The sequence below is a fragment of the Photobacterium kishitanii genome, assembly GCF_000613045.3.
Classification (GTDB): domain Bacteria; phylum Pseudomonadota; class Gammaproteobacteria; order Enterobacterales; family Vibrionaceae; genus Photobacterium; species Photobacterium kishitanii.
In genome coordinates, this window is the sequence record NZ_LN794352.1 from 2,857,673 (window position 1) to 2,877,640 (window position 19,968).

The 19,968-nt window shown below is 43.2% G+C and carries 12 protein-coding genes; 9 read left to right on the forward strand and 3 right to left on the reverse strand.

Features of this window, described 5'->3' with window-relative positions:
- Window positions 1–6 precede the first annotated feature (6 nt).
- Complete coding sequence (gene mnmL, locus PPBDW_RS13310; protein WP_036796045.1) at window positions 7–954, reverse strand: tRNA modification radical SAM protein MnmL/YtqA; 948 nt, start codon at window positions 952–954, stop codon at window positions 7–9.
- Between the two features lie 520 nt (window positions 955–1,474).
- On the opposite strand from mnmL, the gene gltB (PPBDW_RS13315) reads away from it, so the two are divergent.
- The 8 genes from gltB (PPBDW_RS13315) (at window position 1,475) to PPBDW_RS13350 (ending at window position 17,201) form a co-directional block, all read left to right on the forward strand.
- Entirely contained in the window at window positions 1,475–6,022 is a 4,548-nt protein-coding gene (gene gltB, locus PPBDW_RS13315; protein ID WP_036796046.1) for a glutamate synthase large subunit, read from the forward strand.
- The gene (locus PPBDW_RS13320) at window positions 6,015–7,481 is read left to right on the forward strand and encodes a glutamate synthase subunit beta (protein ID WP_036796047.1); all 1,467 of its coding nucleotides are present in this window, start codon (window positions 6,015–6,017) and stop codon (window positions 7,479–7,481) included. The genes gltB (PPBDW_RS13315) and PPBDW_RS13320 overlap by 8 nt, the downstream gene beginning before the upstream one ends.
- Window positions 7,482–7,877: 396 nt before the next feature.
- Complete coding sequence (gene gltB, locus PPBDW_RS13325) at window positions 7,878–12,341, forward strand: glutamate synthase large subunit (protein WP_036796049.1); 4,464 nt, start codon at window positions 7,878–7,880, stop codon at window positions 12,339–12,341.
- Between the two features lie 14 nt (window positions 12,342–12,355).
- Window positions 12,356–13,765 carry an FAD-dependent oxidoreductase gene (locus PPBDW_RS13330; protein ID WP_036796051.1) on the forward strand — a complete coding sequence of 470 codons (1,410 nt, stop codon included), beginning with the start codon at window positions 12,356–12,358 and terminating at the stop codon, window positions 13,763–13,765.
- A gap of 175 nt (window positions 13,766–13,940) precedes the next feature.
- Window positions 13,941–14,639 (forward strand): 5'-methylthioadenosine/S-adenosylhomocysteine nucleosidase, encoded by a 699-nt coding sequence (mtnN, locus tag PPBDW_RS13335; protein ID WP_036796052.1) that lies wholly within the window; start codon window positions 13,941–13,943, stop codon window positions 14,637–14,639.
- A gap of 26 nt (window positions 14,640–14,665) precedes the next feature.
- On the forward strand, window positions 14,666–15,628 hold the full coding sequence (locus tag PPBDW_RS13340; protein ID WP_036796053.1) for a cobalamin biosynthesis family protein: 963 nt from the start codon (window positions 14,666–14,668) through the stop codon (window positions 15,626–15,628).
- Entirely contained in the window at window positions 15,628–16,464 is an 837-nt protein-coding gene (gene btuF / locus PPBDW_RS13345) for a vitamin B12 ABC transporter substrate-binding protein BtuF (protein ID WP_036796054.1), read from the forward strand. Before PPBDW_RS13340 ends, btuF begins: the two co-directional genes overlap by 1 nt.
- A 125-nt stretch (window positions 16,465–16,589) precedes the next feature.
- Entirely contained in the window at window positions 16,590–17,201 is a 612-nt protein-coding gene (locus PPBDW_RS13350; RefSeq protein WP_036796056.1) for a TRIC cation channel family protein, read from the forward strand.
- A 98-nt stretch (window positions 17,202–17,299) separates the two neighbouring features.
- On the opposite strand, the gene PPBDW_RS13355 is transcribed toward PPBDW_RS13350, so the two are convergent.
- Complete coding sequence (locus tag PPBDW_RS13355; protein ID WP_036796058.1) at window positions 17,300–17,920, reverse strand: DedA family protein; 621 nt, start codon at window positions 17,918–17,920, stop codon at window positions 17,300–17,302.
- A 327-nt stretch (window positions 17,921–18,247) separates the two neighbouring features.
- Here PPBDW_RS13355 and PPBDW_RS13360 point away from each other — a divergent pair, with 327 nt between their 5' ends.
- The gene (locus PPBDW_RS13360; protein WP_243423016.1) at window positions 18,248–19,537 is read left to right on the forward strand and encodes a peptidoglycan DD-metalloendopeptidase family protein; all 1,290 of its coding nucleotides are present in this window, start codon (window positions 18,248–18,250) and stop codon (window positions 19,535–19,537) included.
- Between the two features lie 73 nt (window positions 19,538–19,610).
- On the opposite strand, the gene erpA is transcribed toward PPBDW_RS13360, so the two are convergent.
- Window positions 19,611–19,952, reverse strand: coding sequence for an iron-sulfur cluster insertion protein ErpA (erpA, locus tag PPBDW_RS13365; RefSeq protein ID WP_036796059.1), 342 nt, complete (start codon window positions 19,950–19,952; stop codon window positions 19,611–19,613).
- Between the last annotated feature and the right edge of the window lie 16 nt (window positions 19,953–19,968).

Here is a 19,968-nt window from a genome sequence, read left to right on the forward strand (position 1 = left end):
CTTCATTTAGGTATTATTATGTAAGCTTGGTAATTGATAAACAAAGGGAGCGCCTAACGCACTACCTTGCGCTCCATGTTTGTCAAGTAAACGTCCAATCTCAGTCATGGCTAACCAACGATTCTCACACCACATCGGTGCTAACAGGGTGGGTCGACGCGCACTTGCAGCGACACGATGGTAAACCACCTCTGGCGGAGTTAAGCGGATCATCTCACTGGCAATATCCGTATAGTTTTCAAGGCTAATAGGTTGTAATCGACCCGCTTTAAATGCTTGCCCCATTTTACTGCCTTCAACAATATGTAATGGATGCAATTTAATTCCATCCACACCCACCTCGACAACTTTGGTTACTGTCATCAAATTATCGGCTTTAGTATCACCCGGTAAACCAACGATTAAATGGGTACACACTTTAATCCCTAATGCGCGAGCTCGTTGAGTGATAGTGGCATAACAGCCAAAGTCATGGCCACGATTGATGCGTTTCAAGGTTTTATCATTAGCGGTTTGTAAACCTAATTCAAGCCAAATTTCATAACCTTGTGCTACATATCCAGCAAGTAATTCTAATACTGCATCAGGCACGCAATCAGGGCGAGTACCAACACATAAGCCAACAATATCGACAGATGTTAGCGCCTGCTCATACATCTTTTTTAAACTTTGTACTTCAGCATAGGTACTGGTGTAAGCCTGAAAATAAGCTAAATAACGCTGAGCACGACGAACCTCACCAGCACGAGCAGTTAATTGTTGTTTGATCGACACGAACTGATTATTTTCGTCAGCAAATGATGCAACATTACAAAATGTGCAGCCACCACGGCCAATAGTACCGTCGCGATTAGGACAACTAAAACCACCATGGAGGGTAAGTTTATGCACTTTTTCACCATAACGGTGTTGAAGATCTTGCCCAAAAGTATTGACGAGTTGATGCAATTGCATGGTATTACCTAGCGTTTAAGACAATGAATAATCTACGTCAGCGCAGACCAATACGAAAAAGAGCCGCAACATATCATCAATCCCCATCGTGAAGGTTGTGCTAAAACAAAAAACACTTCCTCTAGCGTGATTTGATATCGCTTTCAAAGAAGTTAATTAAGAGCGATCGCCGAATATCCATATGCTTCATTTATGCATCAAAAGTGTTAATTTTTATTGGTAATTAATGTATCAAAATTGTAGGATGGTTACACTTGTGTGCAATTTATAAACAAAAAAAGCCCTATTATTACGCTGCTTTTACGTGTTTATATGGCTCTTTAGGCATAAATAACGTGCTTTATGACAATTAATCGTAATACAACAGAATTAAGTTTGTGCATGACATAATTTCGTCATCATAAACACACCATCAGTAATGCAGGACAGGAGTCCATATCAATGCTCATTGATGGTGATAATAAATTAGGGATAACCAAGCCTTAGGAATATGGCTTGATGTAACTGGAAGGATGTATCTATGACAGCTCAAGAGCTTAACGCTCAGGGACTTTATGTGCCTGAATTAGAGCACGATGCCTGTGGTATCGGCTTTGTTGCCCACCTTAAAAACCGTAAATCTCACCAGATTGTCACTCAGGCCCTCGATATGTTGGCACGTATGGAGCACCGAGGTGGTCAAGGTTGTGATCCTAGCAGTGGTGATGGCGCAGGAATCTTACTACAAAAACCCCACGAATTTTTACTAGAAGAAACGGTTAAGCTAGGCATTAAACTGCCGACCTTTGCGCAATACGGTGTCGGTGTCGTTTTATTTCCAAAAGATGAACATAAACGTCAACAATGTCGTGATATTCTTGAGCGTAATGCCAAACGTCTCGATTTAGAAGTCATTGGCTACCGAGTACTTCCGGTAGATAACTCAATGCTAGGCGAAGATCCTCTCAGCACAGAGCCTCAGTTTGAACATGTTTTCATTACCGGTAGTACCAATCTAGATCCTGCGGTATTAGAACGTAAACTTTACGTATTACGTAACTATACCGTCCGTGTCTGCTTAGAAAGCATATCTAATATTGGTGATGATTTCTACATCAACTCATTGTCATATAAAACCTTAGTGTATAAAGGCCAGCTCACCACGGCCCAAGTACCACAGTACTTCCTTGATTTACAAAATCCAGCGATGGTAACCGCATTAGCATTAGTGCATTCACGTTTTTCAACCAATACCTTTCCCCGCTGGCGCTTAGCGCAACCTTTCCGTTATATTGCTCATAATGGTGAAATTAACACCGTCCGTGGCAACCTTAATTGGATGAAAGCCCGCGAAGCCATTCTTGAATCCGACTTATTCAGTCAACAAGAACTCGATATGCTACTGCCTATTTGTCAGGAAGGCAGTTCAGATTCATCCAATTTTGATATGGCATTGGAATTATTAGTGCTATCTGGTCGTAGTTTGCCGCACGCACTAATGATGCTGATCCCTGAAGCATGGCAAGAAAACACCAGCATGGATCCTAAACGACGGGCTTTTTATCAGTATCACGCCAACATCATGGAACCATGGGATGGTCCAGCATCAGTCTGTTTTACTGATGGGGTTCAAGTTGGTGCGACCCTTGACCGTAATGGTTTACGTCCATCACGTTATACGGTGACTAAAGATGATTTCCTGATCATGGCATCAGAATCAGGAGTAGTAAACATTGATCCGGCAAATATTCAGTTCCGTGGTCGTTTGCAACCTGGTCGTATTTTTGTTGCCGATCTCGAACAAGGCCGCATCATCTCTGATGAAGAAGTCAAAGACAGCATTGCAACGGCACAACCATACGAACAATGGCTCAAAGATAATCTACTGACACTTAAGACCTTGCCTGATGCTGATAACATGTACCATCAGCCAACACCTGAACGGCTGTTGCATCATCAACAAGCATTTGGTGTTAGTTCAGAAGAAGTTAACGATATTATCGTGCCATTAGCGAATACAGGTTATGAACCTCTTAGTGCTATGGGCGCAGACTGGCCATTGGCAGTACTGTCGCATCAATCACAACATTTATCGAATTACTTTAAGCAGCTATTTGCGCAGGTGACTAATCCACCCATCGATCCTATTCGTGAACGAATGGTGATGTCGCTTAATACTTATTTAGGTAAAGACCAAAATCTGCTAACTGAAACACCAGAGCATTGCCATAAAGTCGAGCTTGAATCACCAGTACTATCCAATGCTGAATTAGAAAAAATTCGCGCGATTGATAATGAGCATCTGCAATCAAAAACACTGGATATTGTATTCCGTGCCAGTGGCGAACAAGGCAAGCTTGATCGTGCTTTAAAGCGTATTTGTCAATATTCTGAAGATGCCGTTATTGATGGTTATTCGATCATTATTTTGACAGACCGTGCGGTTAACTCTAACCATGCCGCGATCCCAGCAATGTTAGCCGTTGGTGCTGTTCATCATCACTTGATCCGTAAAGGTCTACGGGCTAAATGTGACATCGTGGTTGAAACTGGTGATGCACGTGAAACTCATCACTTTGCCACTCTTATCGGTTATGGTGCTAATGCGATCAACCCTTATTTAGTCACTGAAACTCTGGTTGATCTTCAGTATAAACGTAAGCTCGATCCGGAGCTTCCTACCGATACTTTATTTGATAATTATCGTAAAGGCGTTAACGGCGGACTACTAAAGATTTTCTCTAAAATGGGAATTTCAACCTTACAGTCTTACCATGGTGCGCAAATTTTTGAAGCTCTTGGTATTAGCAAAGCAGTGGTTGATAAATACTTCACCGGTACAGTGACTCGTATTCAGGGGCTAACTATTGATGACATCGCTCAAGAAGTACTGGTACGTCACCGTGTCGGTTATCCAACCCGTGAAATTCCTGTACAAATCCTCGATGTCGGCGGCGTATATCAATGGAAACAGCGTGGTGAAAAGCACCTGTTTAACCCTGAAACTATTTCATTACTGCAGCAATCGACTCGCGAAAAAGATTATGCTCAGTTTAAGCTATACGCCAAAGCGGTCGACGATCAAGGTGACAATGCAGCAACCCTGCGTAGCCAACTAGATTTTGTCAGCAATCCCGCAGGTTCAATTGCACTTGATGACGTCGAACCGATTGAAAACATTCTCAAGCGTTTCGCAACTGGTGCCATGAGTTTTGGTTCAATTTCTTATGAAGCCCACTCAACCTTAGCGGTCGCCATGAACCGTATCGGCGCTAAATCTAACTCCGGCGAAGGTGGTGAAGACCCGATTCGTTTTGATAAAAAAGATAATGGCGATTGGGAACGTTCGGCGATCAAGCAGGTGGCATCGGGTCGTTTTGGAGTAACCTCTTATTACCTAACCAATGCATCTGAATTGCAAATTAAAATGGCACAAGGTGCAAAACCCGGTGAAGGTGGTCAGTTACCTGGTGATAAAGTCGATGATTGGATTGGTGCAACCCGCCACTCAACGCCTGGGGTTGGCTTAATCTCGCCACCACCTCACCATGACATTTACTCAATCGAAGATTTGGCGCAGCTGATCTACGATTTGAAAAACGCTAACCGCGCGGGTCGTGTTAACGTCAAGTTAGTATCAGAAGCTGGCGTTGGGACCATTGCCTCTGGTGTTGCCAAAGCCAAAGCTGATGTAGTGTTAATTGCAGGCTTTGATGGCGGTACTGGTGCATCACCAATGTCATCGATTCGTCACACCGGTTTACCGTGGGAGCTTGGCTTAGCTGAAACGCATCAAACTCTGCTTAAAAATGGTTTACGTAATCGTATTGTGGTCCAGTCTGATGGCCAAATGAAAACCCCGCGTGATCTTGCCATCGCGACCCTACTCGGCGCTGAAGAATGGGGCGTTGCAACCGCAGCTCTAGTGGTTGAAGGCTGTATCATGATGCGTAAGTGTCACAAAAACACTTGCCCTGTTGGTATCGCCACTCAAAACAAAACCCTGCGTGAGCGTTTTGATGGCCGTGTAGAAGACGTCGTTACTTTCTTCCAATATATGGCTCAAGGTTTGCGTGAAGTGATGGCTGAACTGGGTTTCCGTACCATTGATGAAATGGTCGGCCAAGCGCATAAATTAAAGCTACGTGATGATATTGGCCATTGGAAATACAAGAACCTCGATCTCAGTCCAGTGTTATATATTCAACCGCCACGTGCTGAAGACGGTATTTATAACCAACGTCAGCAAGATCACGGTCTAGAAAACGTCCTTGACCGTACATTGATTAAACTGGCACAACCTGCACTGACCAAGGGGGAAGCTGTTACTGCACAACTGCCAATTATCAATACTGATCGCAGTGTCGGCACCATGTTATCAAATGAAATATCCAAGGTTTATAAAGACCAAGGTTTACCACAACCGATGACCATCAAGTTTAACGGTTCTGCTGGGCAAAGTTTTGGCGCATTTCTCGCTAAAGGGGGGCAATTTACCGTTGAAGGCGATGCCAATGACTACTGGGGCAAAGGACTTTCAGGCGGTACATTAGTACTCTATCCAGATCACCAATCCGATATTATTGCTGAAGATAATATTGTGGTCGGTAATGTGTGTTTCTATGGTGCAACCTCAGGTGAATCTTACATTCGTGGTCTTGCTGGTGAACGTTTCTGTGTCCGTAACTCTGGCGCTAAAGTTGTTGTTGAAGGCATTGGTGATCACGGTTGTGAGTACATGACGGGAGGAATCGCGATAATTCTTGGTCAAACAGGACGTAACTTTGCCGCCGGTATGAGTGGTGGTGTCGCCTACGTGTGGGATCAATTTGGTGACTTTGAAACTAAACTCAATGCGGAATTAGTCGATCTTGATCCGATAGAAGCTGAAGATAAAGCACTGCTACTTGATATGCTAACCAAACATATTGAATTAACAGGTAGTACGGTTGCAGAACTGTTCTTATCTAACTTTGAGTCGAACCTCAACCAGATGAGAAAAGTAATGCCAAGGGATTACAAAGCCGTATTACAACAGCGTCAAGCTGCCGCTCAAAACAAGGAAACGTTGGAGGCCATCAATGGGTAAGCCTACGGGATTTTTAGAATTTGGCCGCGAACTGCCAAGTAAGCTAGATCCAAGTGTTCGTATTCAGAATAACAAAGAATTTGTTCTTAACGATGAATTTGGTGAGAAAATTCAAGAACAATCATCACGTTGCATGGATTGTGGCGTACCGTTTTGTCATAACGCCTGCCCAATCGGTAACATCATTCCTGAATTTAATGATGCGGTTTATCGTGATAGCTGGGAAGAAGCGTGGAATATTTTAAGTTCAACCAATAACTTTCCAGAGTTCACCGGTAGAGTGTGCCCAGCACCTTGTGAAAGTGGCTGTGTGCTCGGCATCAACCAAGATCCGATTACTATCTGTAACATTGAGAAAACCATTGTTGAAACCGCTTACCGTGAAGGTTACGCCAAACCAAAAATCCCACGTTCGCGTACCGGTAAAACCATTGCCATTATTGGCTCAGGCCCCGCTGGTTTATCTGCAGCCGAGCAGCTAAATAGTGCTGGTCATACTGTTACGGTGTTTGAACGCGATGAAAAAGTCGGTGGTTTACTACGATTTGGCATTCCTGATTTTAAACTCGGCATGGATATTATTGATCGTAAAATCGACTTAATGGCGCAAGCTGGCGTCAAATTTGAAGTCAATGCCCATATCGGAGTGGATATTAACGCTCAGCAGTTGCGCCAAGAATTTGATGTTATTTTGCTAACGGGCGGCTCGACTGTACCGCGTAATTTACCTATTCCCGGTCGTGAGCTAAATGGGGTTCATTTTGCGATGGAGTTTTTAGCTCAAAATAACCGTCGTGCTAATAATATGGATCTCAAAACAGCAGAGGTGCATGCGCAAGATAAACATGTGGTAGTGATTGGTGGCGGCGATACAGGCTCTGACTGTGTGGGCACCTCAAACCGCCATGGTGCGGCAACTATCACTCAAGTTGAAATCATGCCATTACCACCAGAACAACGCCCAGCCAATCAACCATGGCCGTCATATCCAATGATCATGAAAACATCGACCTCTCATGAAGAAGGTTGTGATCGTTATTGGAATATTCTTACTAAAGAATTTATTGATGATGGTAACGGTAATGTTAAAGGACTACGTATCGCTGACATTGCTTGGCAGGATGCAAAACCCGGTGAAAGACCTCACTTTGAAGAAGTAGTAGGAACTGAGCGCGTAATTGCGTGTGATCTGGCCTTTTTAGCGATGGGATTTATCCACCCAGAACCAACCGGTGTATTAGCGCAGTTAAATATAAAACTTGATGATCGCGGTAATGTTGCCACGCAAGATTTTGCAACCAGTCAACCTGGGGTATTTGCTGCGGGTGATATGCGTACCGGACAATCGCTTGTGGTACGTTGTATTAACGAAGGCCGCGAATCAGCACGAGCGATTGATAGCTACCTGATGGGTAACTCTAACCTCGAAGCAAAAGCGGATTCACTGATGCTTTCGTAAACTTTATTGTTACTAGATTCTACTAAAATCAAAAGTCAGCTTATCGAAGCTGACTTTTTATTGATTACAGTTCAGAAGATTACCCTCCACACAACTTTGTAACATTAATGTCACCAACCACTCTGTTTAGCACTATTTTTACTTCAGAACATAGCTATAATGGCTTTATTATCACAACTGAAAAACTTATAGCTGTAACTAATATAGATTTATTTCAGGTATTTAAAGTTAATAAAAACCGCTTAACAGCCATAAATATCATTTGTTAGCAACATTTGACCTTTTTGTAAATTATAGTTAGTTTGAAATATCGTAGGAAGCAAAGTGAGAAATCTATATTGATTTTCATTTTGCAGTAAAACTGTTTACAACAAACAGGAGCAAGGGAGAATTGCAATGTCACTGTATAACCCATCACTAGAAAAAGATAACTGTGGCTTCGGTCTTATCGCCCACATTGAAGGCGAAACCAGCCATAAGCTTGTTCGTACCGCAATATCTGCCCTCGATCGTATGACCCACCGAGGAGGTATCGCCGCGGATGGAAAAACTGGCGATGGCTGTGGCTTATTAATCAAAAAACCCGATAATTTTTATCGTATTATCGCCACAGAAAAGCAGTGGAACTTATCGCGTGAATTTGCGGTAGGGATGATCTTTCTCAGTCAAGATCCGGTGCTGGCTCAGCAAGCACGTACAATTATCAATGAAGAATTGATCACTGAAACCTTATCTATTGCAGGTTGGCGTGAAGTACCAATTAACCCAAGTGTACTTGGCCCTATTGCTCAGCAATCGCTACCAACCATTGAACAAGTATTTATTAATGCCCCTGCAGGCTGGAAACCGCGTGATATTGAGCGTCGACTTTATATTGCTCGCCGCCGTATTGAAAAACGCATTACTGAAGATAAAGATTTCTATATTTGTAGCCTTTCAACCCAAGTTACAGTCTACAAAGGGCTATTTATGCCTGCTGATCTGCCTAAATTTTATCTAGATTTAGGGGATATTCGTTTAGAATCATCAATCTGTTTATTCCACCAACGCTTTTCAACCAACACTCAGCCACGATGGCCATTAGCACAACCTTTCCGTTATCTAGCTCATAATGGTGAAATAAATACCATTACTGGTAATCGTCAGTGGGCACGCGCACGCGCCTATAAATTTAGCTCGCCACTGTTGCCTGATTTAAAAACCGCTGCCCCTTTTGTTAATGAAACAGGTTCAGATTCATCAAGCCTTGATAATATGCTGGAGCTATTTTTGGCTGGCGGCATGGATTTATTCCGCGCAATGCGAATGTTAGTGCCACCAGCATGGCAAAATCATCCCGATATGGATCCCGCATTACGTGCCTTTTACGATTTCAACTCCAAACACATGGAGCCATGGGATGGCCCAGCAGGGATTGTGATGTCGGATGGTCGTTACGCAGCCTGTAACCTTGATCGTAATGGCTTGCGTCCAGCACGTTATGTGATCACCAAAGATAAACTGATCACCATCGCTTCTGAAGTTGGGATCTGGGATTACACCCCTGATGAAGTCGCAGAAAAAGGCCGTGTAGGTCCAGGTGAGCTATTAGTTATTGATACTAAATTTGCAAAAATTTGGCACTCACAAGATATCGATAATGAGTTAATGAGTCGCCATCCGTATAAGCAATGGATGGATAAACATGTACAACATTTAATCCCGTTTGAGCAGTTAGATGATGATCATATTGGTCAACGTAACTTAGACGATAATCAACTTAATACCTATCACAAACAATTTAACGTCAGCCGAGAAGAACTCGATCAAGTGCTACGCGTGATTGGTGAAAATGGCCAAGAAGCAACAGGATCTATGGGTGATGATGCGCCAATGGCGGTATTATCATCACAACAGCGACCAATCACCGACTATTTCCGTCAAATGTTTGCTCAGGTGACCAACCCACCAATCGATCCTTTACGTGAAAAACATGTGATGTCGCTTGCCAGTTGTATTGGCCGTGAAATCAATGTGTTTTGCGAGACCGATAGCCATGCCCAACGGGTGGCATTTAAGTCACCAATATTGTTGTATTCTGATTTACAACAATTACTGGGGCTTGATCAACAATACTATGCCAGCAACCAGCTCGATATTAATTTTGATCCCCAACAGCAAGATCTTCAGCAAGCGATTATTAGTCTGTGTGATAAAGCACAACGATTAGTCGAGCAAGGTGCGGTGCTGATAGTGTTATCAGATCGTGCCATCACTAAAGATACCCTGCCGATTCCAGCAGCAATGGCTGTTGGTGCAGTCCAGCGCCGATTGGTAGATAACAACTTACGTTGTGATACCAATATTGTGGTTGAAACTGCAACGGCACGTGATCCGCATCAATTTGCGGTACTGTTTGGCTTTGGTGCTACCGCTGTTTATCCCTACCTTGCTTATGAGTCACTAGCAAAAATGGTTGATAACAAGGTCGTTGATAAGCCATACCGCGAAGTAATGACTAATTATCGCGATGGTATCAATAAAGGCCTATTTAAGATCATGTCCAAAATGGGCATCTCAACCATCTCATCTTACCGTTGTTCAATGTTATTTGAAGCGATTGGCTTAGGCGATGACATTATTGAGTTGTGTTTTAAAGGTGTGTCGAGCCGAATTGCAGGCGCCGACTTTAACGACATTCAACAAGACTTACATAACCTTAGTCATAAAGCATGGCTAAAACGTAAACCTATCGATCACGGTGGCTTACTCAAATATGTTCATGGCGGCGAGTTCCATGCGTATAATCCAGATGTGATTTCCACCTTACAAAAAGCTGTAAAATCAGGTGATTATCAAGATTACCTAGCCTTTGCTAAGCACGTTAATCATCGTCCTGTCGCCGCAATTCGTGACTTATTGACCCTAACCGATAACCACGATCCCATTGCGCTTGAAGAAGTAGAAGCGGCAACTGAATTGTATAAACGTTTTGACTCTGCAGCGATGTCGATTGGCGCCCTAAGCCCAGAAGCCCATGAAGCGTTAGCAATTGCCATGAACCGTTTAGGTGGCTGTTCTAACTCTGGAGAAGGTGGTGAAGATCCTCGCCGTTTTGGCAGCGAGCGTAACTCACGTATCAAGCAAGTCGCATCCGGCCGTTTTGGGGTAACACCACATTACTTAGTGAATGCCGATGTCATTCAAATTAAAGTCGCTCAAGGGGCAAAACCTGGCGAAGGTGGTCAACTTCCCGGCCATAAAGTCACTACTGAGATCGCTAAGTTACGTTTCGCTGTTCCTGGAGTAACCTTGATTTCTCCGCCGCCGCATCACGATATTTATTCGATTGAAGATCTAGCGCAGCTTATTTTCGATCTCAAACAAGTTAATCCCAAAGCATTAGTGTCAGTCAAGCTAGTATCCGAACCCGGCGTTGGCACTATTGCGACAGGTGTTGCCAAAGCCTATGCTGATTTAATCACTATTTCAGGTTATGACGGTGGTACGGGGGCGAGTCCTTTAACCTCGGTTAAATATGCCGGTAGCCCATGGGAACTTGGACTTGCTGAAACGCAACAAGCTCTAGTCACCAATGGCTTACGTCATAAAATTCGTCTGCAAGTTGATGGGGGCTTAAAAACCGGCCTTGATGTTGTTAAGGCAACAATTTTAGGCGCGGAAAGCTTTGGCTTCGGTACAGCACCAATGGTTGCTTTGGGATGTAAGTATCTGCGTATTTGTCACTTAAATAACTGTGCCACTGGGGTTGCAACTCAAGATGAAAAACTACGTCGTGACTTCTTTAAAGGCTTGCCAGAGCAGGTAATGAATTACTTTATTGGTGTCGGCGAAGAAGTACGTCAATTATTAGCCCAGCTTGGGATTAAACAATTGACTGATTTAATCGGCCGTACCGATCTATTACAGCAACTTGATGGCTTTACCGCTAAACAATCAAAACTGGATTTAAGTCCATTATTGGTTGCACCAACACCGCAACCAGGAAAAACGCTTTATTGCAGCGAAACTAATGCGCCATTTGATGATGCGCAATTAAGTCAGCAATTACTAGAGTGCACCCTGAGCGCAATAGAAAACCGCAGCGGTGGTGATTATCACTTCCCAATTTGCAACACAGATCGCTCAATTGGGGCGCGTTTATCTGGTGAAATTGCTAGTCGTTATGGTAATCAAGGTATGGCATCAGCACCAATCACGCTGCACTTTATCGGTACGGCTGGGCAATCATTTGGCGTCTGGAATGCTGGCGGACTTAATCTTAATTTAACCGGTGATGCTAACGACTACGTCGGTAAAGGTATGACTGGTGGCAAAATTACCATTCGTCCTCCGCAAGGTTCAGCGTTTAAATCGAGTGATGCCACCATTATTGGTAATACCTGTTTATACGGTGCAACAGGAGGCAAACTGTTTGCCGCAGGTAAAGCTGGCGAACGTTTTGCGGTGCGAAACTCAGGCACCATTGCTGTTGTTGAAGGTGCTGGCGATAATGCTTGTGAATATATGACCGGCGGGATCGTGGCAATTTTAGGTAAAACAGGGGTCAACTTCGGTGCTGGCATGACCGGTGGCTTTGCTTATATTCTCGATGAAGACGGTGATTTTGCAGGTCGCGTCAACCAAGAACTGATTGAAGCCATTGCACTCGATCAATTAAAAATCCATCAAGAACATTTACGTGGCTTAATTGATCGTCATTGGCAAGAAACCGGATCAGATCATGCGAATGATATTCTGACTCACTTTGAACAATGGATTCCAAAATTCTATCTTGCTAAACCTAAATCAGCAGACATCAATACCCTGCTGGGTCACCAAAGCCGTTCTGCAGCTGAACTGCGCCTTCAGGCACAATAAGGGAGGGAAACCAAATGAGCCAGAATGTTTACCAATTTATTGATGTCGAACGTATCGACCCACCCAAAAAATCACTCCAAATTCGTAAAATTGAGTTTGTGGAAATTTATGAGCCTTTTACTCAGCAGCAAGCCGGCGCGCAGGCTGATCGTTGTCTTGATTGTGGTAATCCCTATTGTGAATGGAAATGCCCGGTACATAACTACATTCCACAATGGTTAAAGCTTGCCAATGAAGGTCGTATTATTGAGGCGGTAGAGTTATCCCACCAAACCAATACCTTACCTGAAGTCTGTGGTCGTGTGTGTCCGCAAGATCGCTTATGTGAAGGGGCTTGTACCCTTAATGAAGATTTCGGCGCCGTCACTATCGGTAATGTTGAAAAATATATTACTGATAAAGCGTTTGAAATGGGGTGGAAGCCAGACATGTCCAACGTTGAGTGGACAGATAAAAAAGTAGCCATCATTGGCGCAGGCCCTGCGGGGCTTTCATGTGCTGATGTGTTAGTACGTAACGGTGTTAAACCGGTCGTGTTTGACCGTTACCCTGAAATTGGTGGCTTACTGACCTTTGGTATTCCTTCTTTTAAATTAGAAAAAGATATCATGGTCAATCGTCGCCGAATCTTTACGGAGATGGGGGTTGAGTTTCAACTTAATACCGAGATTGGTACAGATATCAGTATCGACACGCTACTAGCAGATTATGATGCTGTTTTCTTAGGTGTTGGTACCTATAAAAATATGCGTGCTGGGCTAGAAAACGAAAATGCAACTGGCGTTTATGATGCGCTGCCATTTTTAGTCTCTAACACTTACCGTGTAATGGAATTTGAACAGCAACAGCCGTTTATTGATATGAGAGATAAACATGTGGTTGTCCTTGGTGGTGGTGATACCGCAATGGACTGTGTACGAACATCCATTCGTCAGGGAGCGGCAAAAGTCACCTGTGCTTACCGCCGTGATGAAGCCAACATGCCGGGCTCTAAACGTGAAGTGAAAAATGCGCATGAAGAAGGGGTTAACTTCGCCTTTAATTTACAACCATTAGCGATTGCCGTTGATGATAATGGCAATGTGATTGGTGTCGATGTCGTTAAAACAGCCCTTGGTGATGCGGATGCTGCTGGTCGTCGTCGTCCAGAACCCGTTGCGGGTAGCGAGCATCGCTTAGCCGCTGATGCGGTTATCATGGCATTTGGTTTTCAGCCACACGCTATGCCTTGGTTAACACCTTATGATGTTGAACTCGATCAATGGGGTCGTATTAAAGCAGCCCAAACGGAGTTCGCTTTCCAAACTTCTAACCCTAAAATCTTTGCTGGCGGTGATGCAGTACGAGGTTCAGATCTCGTCGTCACAGCGATTGATGAAGGCCGTAAAGCCGCCGATGGCATTCTCGATTATTTAGACGTATAAAGCGCTTAATTGATTAACTCTCATCATCAACACAGCAGTTGCACTTCGCACCTGCTGTGTATTTACAACGATTAAAGCCGTTGACACGAGAGTTTTGGAATAATGATTATGGCTCATGCTACAATCTTGGTCATATCAGCACTACCCGTGCCCTCATTAACAAGAGATACCATTCATGAAAATCGGCATTATTGGCGCGATGGAACAAGAAGTTGCCATCCTTAAAGATCAACTTACTGACTGTGAAACTCATAACAAAGCCGGTTGTACGATCTACACTGGCAAACTTAACGGTGCCGATGTGGCATTACTGCAATCCGGTATTGGTAAAGTATCTGCCGCAGTAGGTACTGCAGTTCTACTTGAAAGTTTTCAACCTGATGTTGTGATTAATACTGGTTCTGCTGGCGGTTTCGAATCAAGCTTAAACGTCGGTGATGTTGTTATTTCAACAGAAGTTCGTTACCACGATGCAGATGTGACTGCATTCGGTTACGAAATCGGTCAAATGGCACAACAACCAGCAGCTTTCCTATCTGATGAAAAATTAATGTCAGTTGCAGAGCAAGCACTTGCCGCGTTACCCCAACCACCACACGCAGTTCGTGGTTTGATCTGTACTGGTGATGCTTTTGTGTGTTCAGCAGAACAACAAAACTTTATTCGCACTCATTTCCCAACGGTGGTTGCAGTTGAGATGGAAGCGGCTGCGATTGCTCAAGCTTGTCACCAATTTAAAGTACCATTTGTGGTTGTACGCGCAATTTCTGATGTTGCCGACAAAGAATCACCAATGAGCTTTGATGAGTTCCTGCCACTTGCAGCACAAAGCTCTTCAATTATGGTCGCTAAAATGGTTGAATTGTTAAACTAATCAAACTAATGAGATGATAACTACTGATGACAACTTCGGCATTTATCGCCTCATTGGTGACCAATAGCTCCCTGCTTGCTTTGTGGGGAGCCTTGTTATTACATTGGTTACTCCCTGTTCCGCATCAACTGCATCCATTACGTATCTGGCACCGTTTAGCGTTACTTATTGCCTCTCGTGTCAACCATCCTCATGAAAACCATTCACAGCGGTTACTAGCCGGCTACTTGGCTTGGGCATTAATGTGGTTAACAGCCTTAGTACTATTACTCGCGATCAGCCAATTAGTATGGTATCCAACGCTATTTCAACTAATACTCTTATGGCTTAGTCTTGATTGGCAACATAGTGCTAGCCTCAGTCAGCAATTTAATCACGCCTATAGCAATAATAATAAAGACCAGTGCCGACAACTACTTGATCCTCATATCAATCGTAATGCTGATGTACTTTCACTGCTAGGTTTAGGTAAAGCAGGCGCTGAAACCATTATTTTAAGCTACGGTCGTCATGTTGTTGGGGTATTATTTTGGTATGCTATTGGCGGTGGTATCGCAGCGGTATTATATCGTTTAGCCATTAGTCTTGCGCGAGCATGGTCACCAACACGCACCCAATATGTCGTCTTTGGTCGTCCAGCGATACGTATCGCGGCAATACTTGATATCGTACCATTACGGTTATTTGCCTTATTGATTTGTTTAGGGCGAAATAGTCGCACTACCCTTCAAGGTTTACGTCAACAAGGTGAAAACTGGCATTTACCCGGTCCGGGCTGGCTATTAGTCGCGACTGGCCACAAATTAGCATTATCACTCGGAGGGCCTGCTATTTATAATAATGTCAAAATGGTGCGGCCACGCTTAGGTGGAAAAATAACCCCAGCAGCGCTACATATTGCACAAATACAACAATTAATGACGCAACGACTCTATGTATGGGTCACAATTGAAAGCTTATTGTTATACTTTTTCTGTGGAGTTTTATAGTGCGGTTATTATTTTGGTTAGTAGTGATTATAACGTCTATTACTCCCGCTATCGCCTCCACTTTAGCGCAACAAACTCAACGCATTATCAGCTTATCACCCCACACCACTGAAATGGCTTATGCGGCAGGATTAGGTGATAAACTCATCGCAGCCAGTGCCTACAGTGACTATCCACCTGCGGCACAACAACTAGAACGGGTTGCTAATTATCGTGGCCTTAAAATGGAACGTATTTTAGCCTTAAAACCTGATTTAATTTTAGCTTGGCAAGGTGGTAACCCGAGTCGTGAACTCGCTCGCTTACAGCAGCTCGGTATCAAAATCATTTACTCCAATCCTAAAACATTAGCTGATATACCGAAAACATTAGCACAACTTAGTCAATATGCTGATTCACCTCAACCAGCACTACACGCTGCAGCGGCATTTAAACACCAATTACAACAACTAAAACAAGCCAATCATAATAAGCCTAAAGTGCGTTATTTTTACCAACTTGGTTCAGCACCATTAATGACCGTTGCTGATAAAGGCTGGCCAAGTCAAATATTTCGCTTTTGTGGCGGTGAAAACATTTTTGCTAACAGTCGCGCCGCCTATCCACTGATTAACCAAGAGCAAGTCGTTGTCCGCCAACCTCAAGTGATATTCAGTCCACAACCCATCACGACGACTCAACAGCTATGGGAACCATGGCAACATCAATTAATTGCCGTAAAACAGCACCATATTTATCAGCTTAACGCTAATTGGTTAAACCGACCTACACCACGGACTTTACTGGCAATTAAGCAAGTCTGCACGTTACTCGATCAAGTACGAGACGATCATTAATCACAATATTGTTATAAACCCTGTGAATAACTTCACAAAGCATTTAATTGCAGTTGTGCCTTGCGAATTTATTCGTACAATCTCAGCCGCTTTACTCAACTTCATTAATTCTTGTAGGTACAGAGATGCTCATTTATTTTCTCGATATGTTTGGCACTGCGATTTTTGCCGCATCTGGAGTACTCATGGCTGGACGGCTACGGATGGATCCTTTTGGTGTAGTCGTACTTGCAAGTGTTACTGCTATTGGTGGCGGCACGATTAGGGACATGGCATTAGGGGCAACACCCGTTTTTTGGATTCACGATACCAACTATTTATGGGTGATTTTTATTACCTGTATTATCACCATGCTTGCCACTCAGCGGCCACGACGAATGCCAAGATATTTTCTACCTGTAGCCGATGCAATTGGACTCGCAGTCTTCGTTGCTATCGGGGTTGAAAAATCATTACGTTATGGCGCATCACCATTAGTTGCGGTCATTATGGGAGTTATCACTGGCTGTGGTGGTGGGGTTATTCGTGATGTATTAGGTCGAGAAGTACCGATGATCTTCCGCACCGAAGTTTATGCTACTGCTTGTATTATTGGTGGTGTCGTACATACCTTGAGCTTATCTCTCGGTGTATTACCTTCAATGGCAGCCATTATGGGCATTATCACCACCTTATCGATTCGTTTAGCCGCTATTCGTTGGAACCTTTCACTACCAACCTTTGCTCTACGTAATTAAATAGCCGCAAGTTAACGATTAATAATAAAAAACCGCCATGGCGATACTCTTTCGAGTTACAGCCATGGCGGTTTTTTTATCATAACTAAATCAAGCTATTATTTTTCAATCACAACACGGTTACGCTGAAAACGACGGTAAACCAACCATATTATCGCAACGACGATAACCGCTACCACCACCCAACATTGGGTTTGGTATTTATGGTAAAACGCTAAAATAGGTGCAACTTCATCACGCAAATAAGCGGGAGCGACACCAAAAACAAGTAACCATACTGTCACTGCTAAAAAGTTACCGGTAAAAAACAATTTGGCAGGCATGGCAGCAATACCACAGCCAATACACATAAATTGTTTAATACCTTCGACAAAACGACTAATGATCAGTCCTAGCATGCCATAACGATCAATAAAGCCATGCAGCTTGGTTAATGTTTTGGGTTTGATCCATTGTTTACGGGTCAACACATGGCCAAATTGGCGCCCAATAAAGTAACCAATGCTATTACCAATAAAGCTAGCGCTCCAGCCAACCATGAGTACCGCAGGTAGTGACATTTTTCCTGATGCCGCTAATAAGCTCGCTACCACTAATAATGACTGCCCTGGTGCGGGAATCCCCATGCCTTCAACCGCTATCGCAAGCGCTAAAATATAATAGCCATATTGCTGCAGCAATGGCGTGAGTTCAGTAATAATATGTTGAATCGATTCCATGGCCAGTCTATGTCAAAAAAATGAACATCAATTTGTGATGATAGACTGAATTTAGCAGAGACCCTAACGATCAAAGCTAAAAAGTAAGCTTTCTAAAATGAACTTATACAAAAAAAACCGCTCTCAGTAGATAAGAATATACTTTGCAGCATGATTACCTCGGTTTAATCCTGCTGTAAAAATGACCTTTTTTGGTCGCCTCGACAAATTTTAAAAAAATAATCTTGAATATTTGGACTTCAATAGCCGCTTATATTGAAACCCATTACACTTAATATTATTTATTTTTTATTTAATACCGTCATGAATGGAAGCTCCTCACCTCGTATGCCAAGAATAAATAAAATACTGATCGGGATAATCGGTAGTGCGGTTATTGCCTTGATTGTGGCCCCTGAGATTTATGCAGAGCCACCAGCAACAACTGAGTCGACATACCAATTAGGCCAACATTACCCATTGGTTTTACCACCAATAGCCGCAACAACAACGGAATTGGCACCATACTCACAGTTAGCATGGAAAACTCACACCATCAAAAATGGTGAAAGTTTAGCTATCGCATTTAGTAGTGTGGGTTTAGACAGCGGACTATTACACCAAGTCGTCACAACCAGTAATAAAACCAAGCAGCTAGCCTCGCTACGTCCAGGGGATAATTTAAATTTTGGTTTTGATGCTTCAGGTAAACTAATCGAATTACATCAACCATTAAATAATCTTGAAACTTTAGTTGTAAAACGTGATGCTGATGGCGATGATTTTAGCGCCAGTATCGATAAGCAACAGGTTGAAATTCAAACAAACTATGCTCAAGCAACTATTGATTCCAGTTTTTGGAATGCTGCCGATAAAGCAGGCTTAACCGCTAATCAAATAATGGAAATCGCGGCTCTGTTTGGATGGGATATTGATTTTGCACTCGATATTCGAGCTGGCGATAAATTTGAAGTACTCTTTGAGCAACACTATCTCGACGGTAGCCCAATAGATCACGGTAATATTCTGGCAGCAACGTTTACCAATATGGGACAAACATTTACTGCCATACGTCATCAAGATGGTAAATATTACGACAAAAATGGTCAGGCGATGCGTAAAGCATTTTTACGCTCACCGATCAATTTTCGCTATGTCAGTTCGAACTTTAATCCGCGTCGCCTACACCCAGTAACCAAACAAGTGAAGGCCCACCGTGGTACAGATTATGTTGCCCCAGTCGGTACGCCAATTTGGGCTGCAGGTGATGGGGTGATAATGCAATCGGGTTATAACCAATTTAATGGTCACTATGTCTTCATTCGCCATAATGGTAACTATGTCACCAAATATCTTCATATGACTAAACGTATGGTGAAAAGCGGTCAACGGATTAAACAAGGACAAACCATTGGTACTTTAGGTGGAACCGGACGAGTTACCGGTCCTCATTTACATTATGAATTCTTGGTCAATGGTAAGCATCAAAATCCACGGACAGTCGATTTACCTCAAGCACATTCGCTGTCAGGCTCGGCTCAAACCGTGTTTAAACAACAAGCGCAGCAACAGCTTGGACAAGTAAAAAGCTACAGTCACTTATTAGCTCAAAATGCTATGTTATTGCCTCAAGGCTAATATTTAACGATTGTTACAAACAAAAAAAGCCGTCAGTAGACGGCTTTTTTAATGGCAGTGAAAGATCATCACATTAAACGCTAAACGATGCTCCACAACCACATGTTGTTGTTGCATTCGGGTTATTAACAAAGAAGCGTGAACCTTCTAAGCCTTCAGTATAATCAACGATGCCACCTACTAAGTATTGCAAGCTCATAGGATCAACAACAAGAGTCACACCATTGTTCTCAATGGTCATATCGCCATCATTAACTTTCTCGTCAAAGGTAAAGCCATATTGAAAACCACTACAACCACCACCGGTAATATATACCCGTAGTTTTAATTCTGGGTTCTCTTCTTCAGCGATAAGCGTCTTCACTTTATTCGCAGCCACATCAGAAAAAGTCAGCGGCAAATTAACATCGCTCATTACAAAACCTCTCAAA

What these genes read in the sequence shown, in the direction of transcription:
- mnmL (WP_036796045.1), bottom strand. Translation starts at nt 954, where the DNA reads ATGCAATTGCATCAACTCGTCAATACTTTTGGGCAAGATCTTCAACAC.
- PPBDW_RS13340 (WP_036796053.1), top strand. Translation starts at nt 14,666, where the DNA reads ATGACAACTTCGGCATTTATCGCCTCATTGGTGACCAATAGCTCCCTG.
- PPBDW_RS13355 (WP_036796058.1), bottom strand. Translation starts at nt 17,920, where the DNA reads ATGGAATCGATTCAACATATTATTACTGAACTCACGCCATTGCTGCAG.
- PPBDW_RS13330 (WP_036796051.1), top strand. Translation starts at nt 12,356, where the DNA reads ATGAGCCAGAATGTTTACCAATTTATTGATGTCGAACGTATCGACCCA.
- gltB (WP_036796049.1), top strand. Translation starts at nt 7,878, where the DNA reads ATGTCACTGTATAACCCATCACTAGAAAAAGATAACTGTGGCTTCGGT.
- erpA (WP_036796059.1), bottom strand. Translation starts at nt 19,952, where the DNA reads ATGAGCGATGTTAATTTGCCGCTGACTTTTTCTGATGTGGCTGCGAAT.
- PPBDW_RS13350 (WP_036796056.1), top strand. Translation starts at nt 16,590, where the DNA reads ATGCTCATTTATTTTCTCGATATGTTTGGCACTGCGATTTTTGCCGCA.
- PPBDW_RS13320 (WP_036796047.1), top strand. Translation starts at nt 6,015, where the DNA reads ATGGGTAAGCCTACGGGATTTTTAGAATTTGGCCGCGAACTGCCAAGT.
- mtnN (WP_036796052.1), top strand. Translation starts at nt 13,941, where the DNA reads ATGAAAATCGGCATTATTGGCGCGATGGAACAAGAAGTTGCCATCCTT.
- PPBDW_RS13360 (WP_243423016.1), top strand. Translation starts at nt 18,248, where the DNA reads ATGCCAAGAATAAATAAAATACTGATCGGGATAATCGGTAGTGCGGTT.
- gltB (WP_036796046.1), top strand. Translation starts at nt 1,475, where the DNA reads ATGACAGCTCAAGAGCTTAACGCTCAGGGACTTTATGTGCCTGAATTA.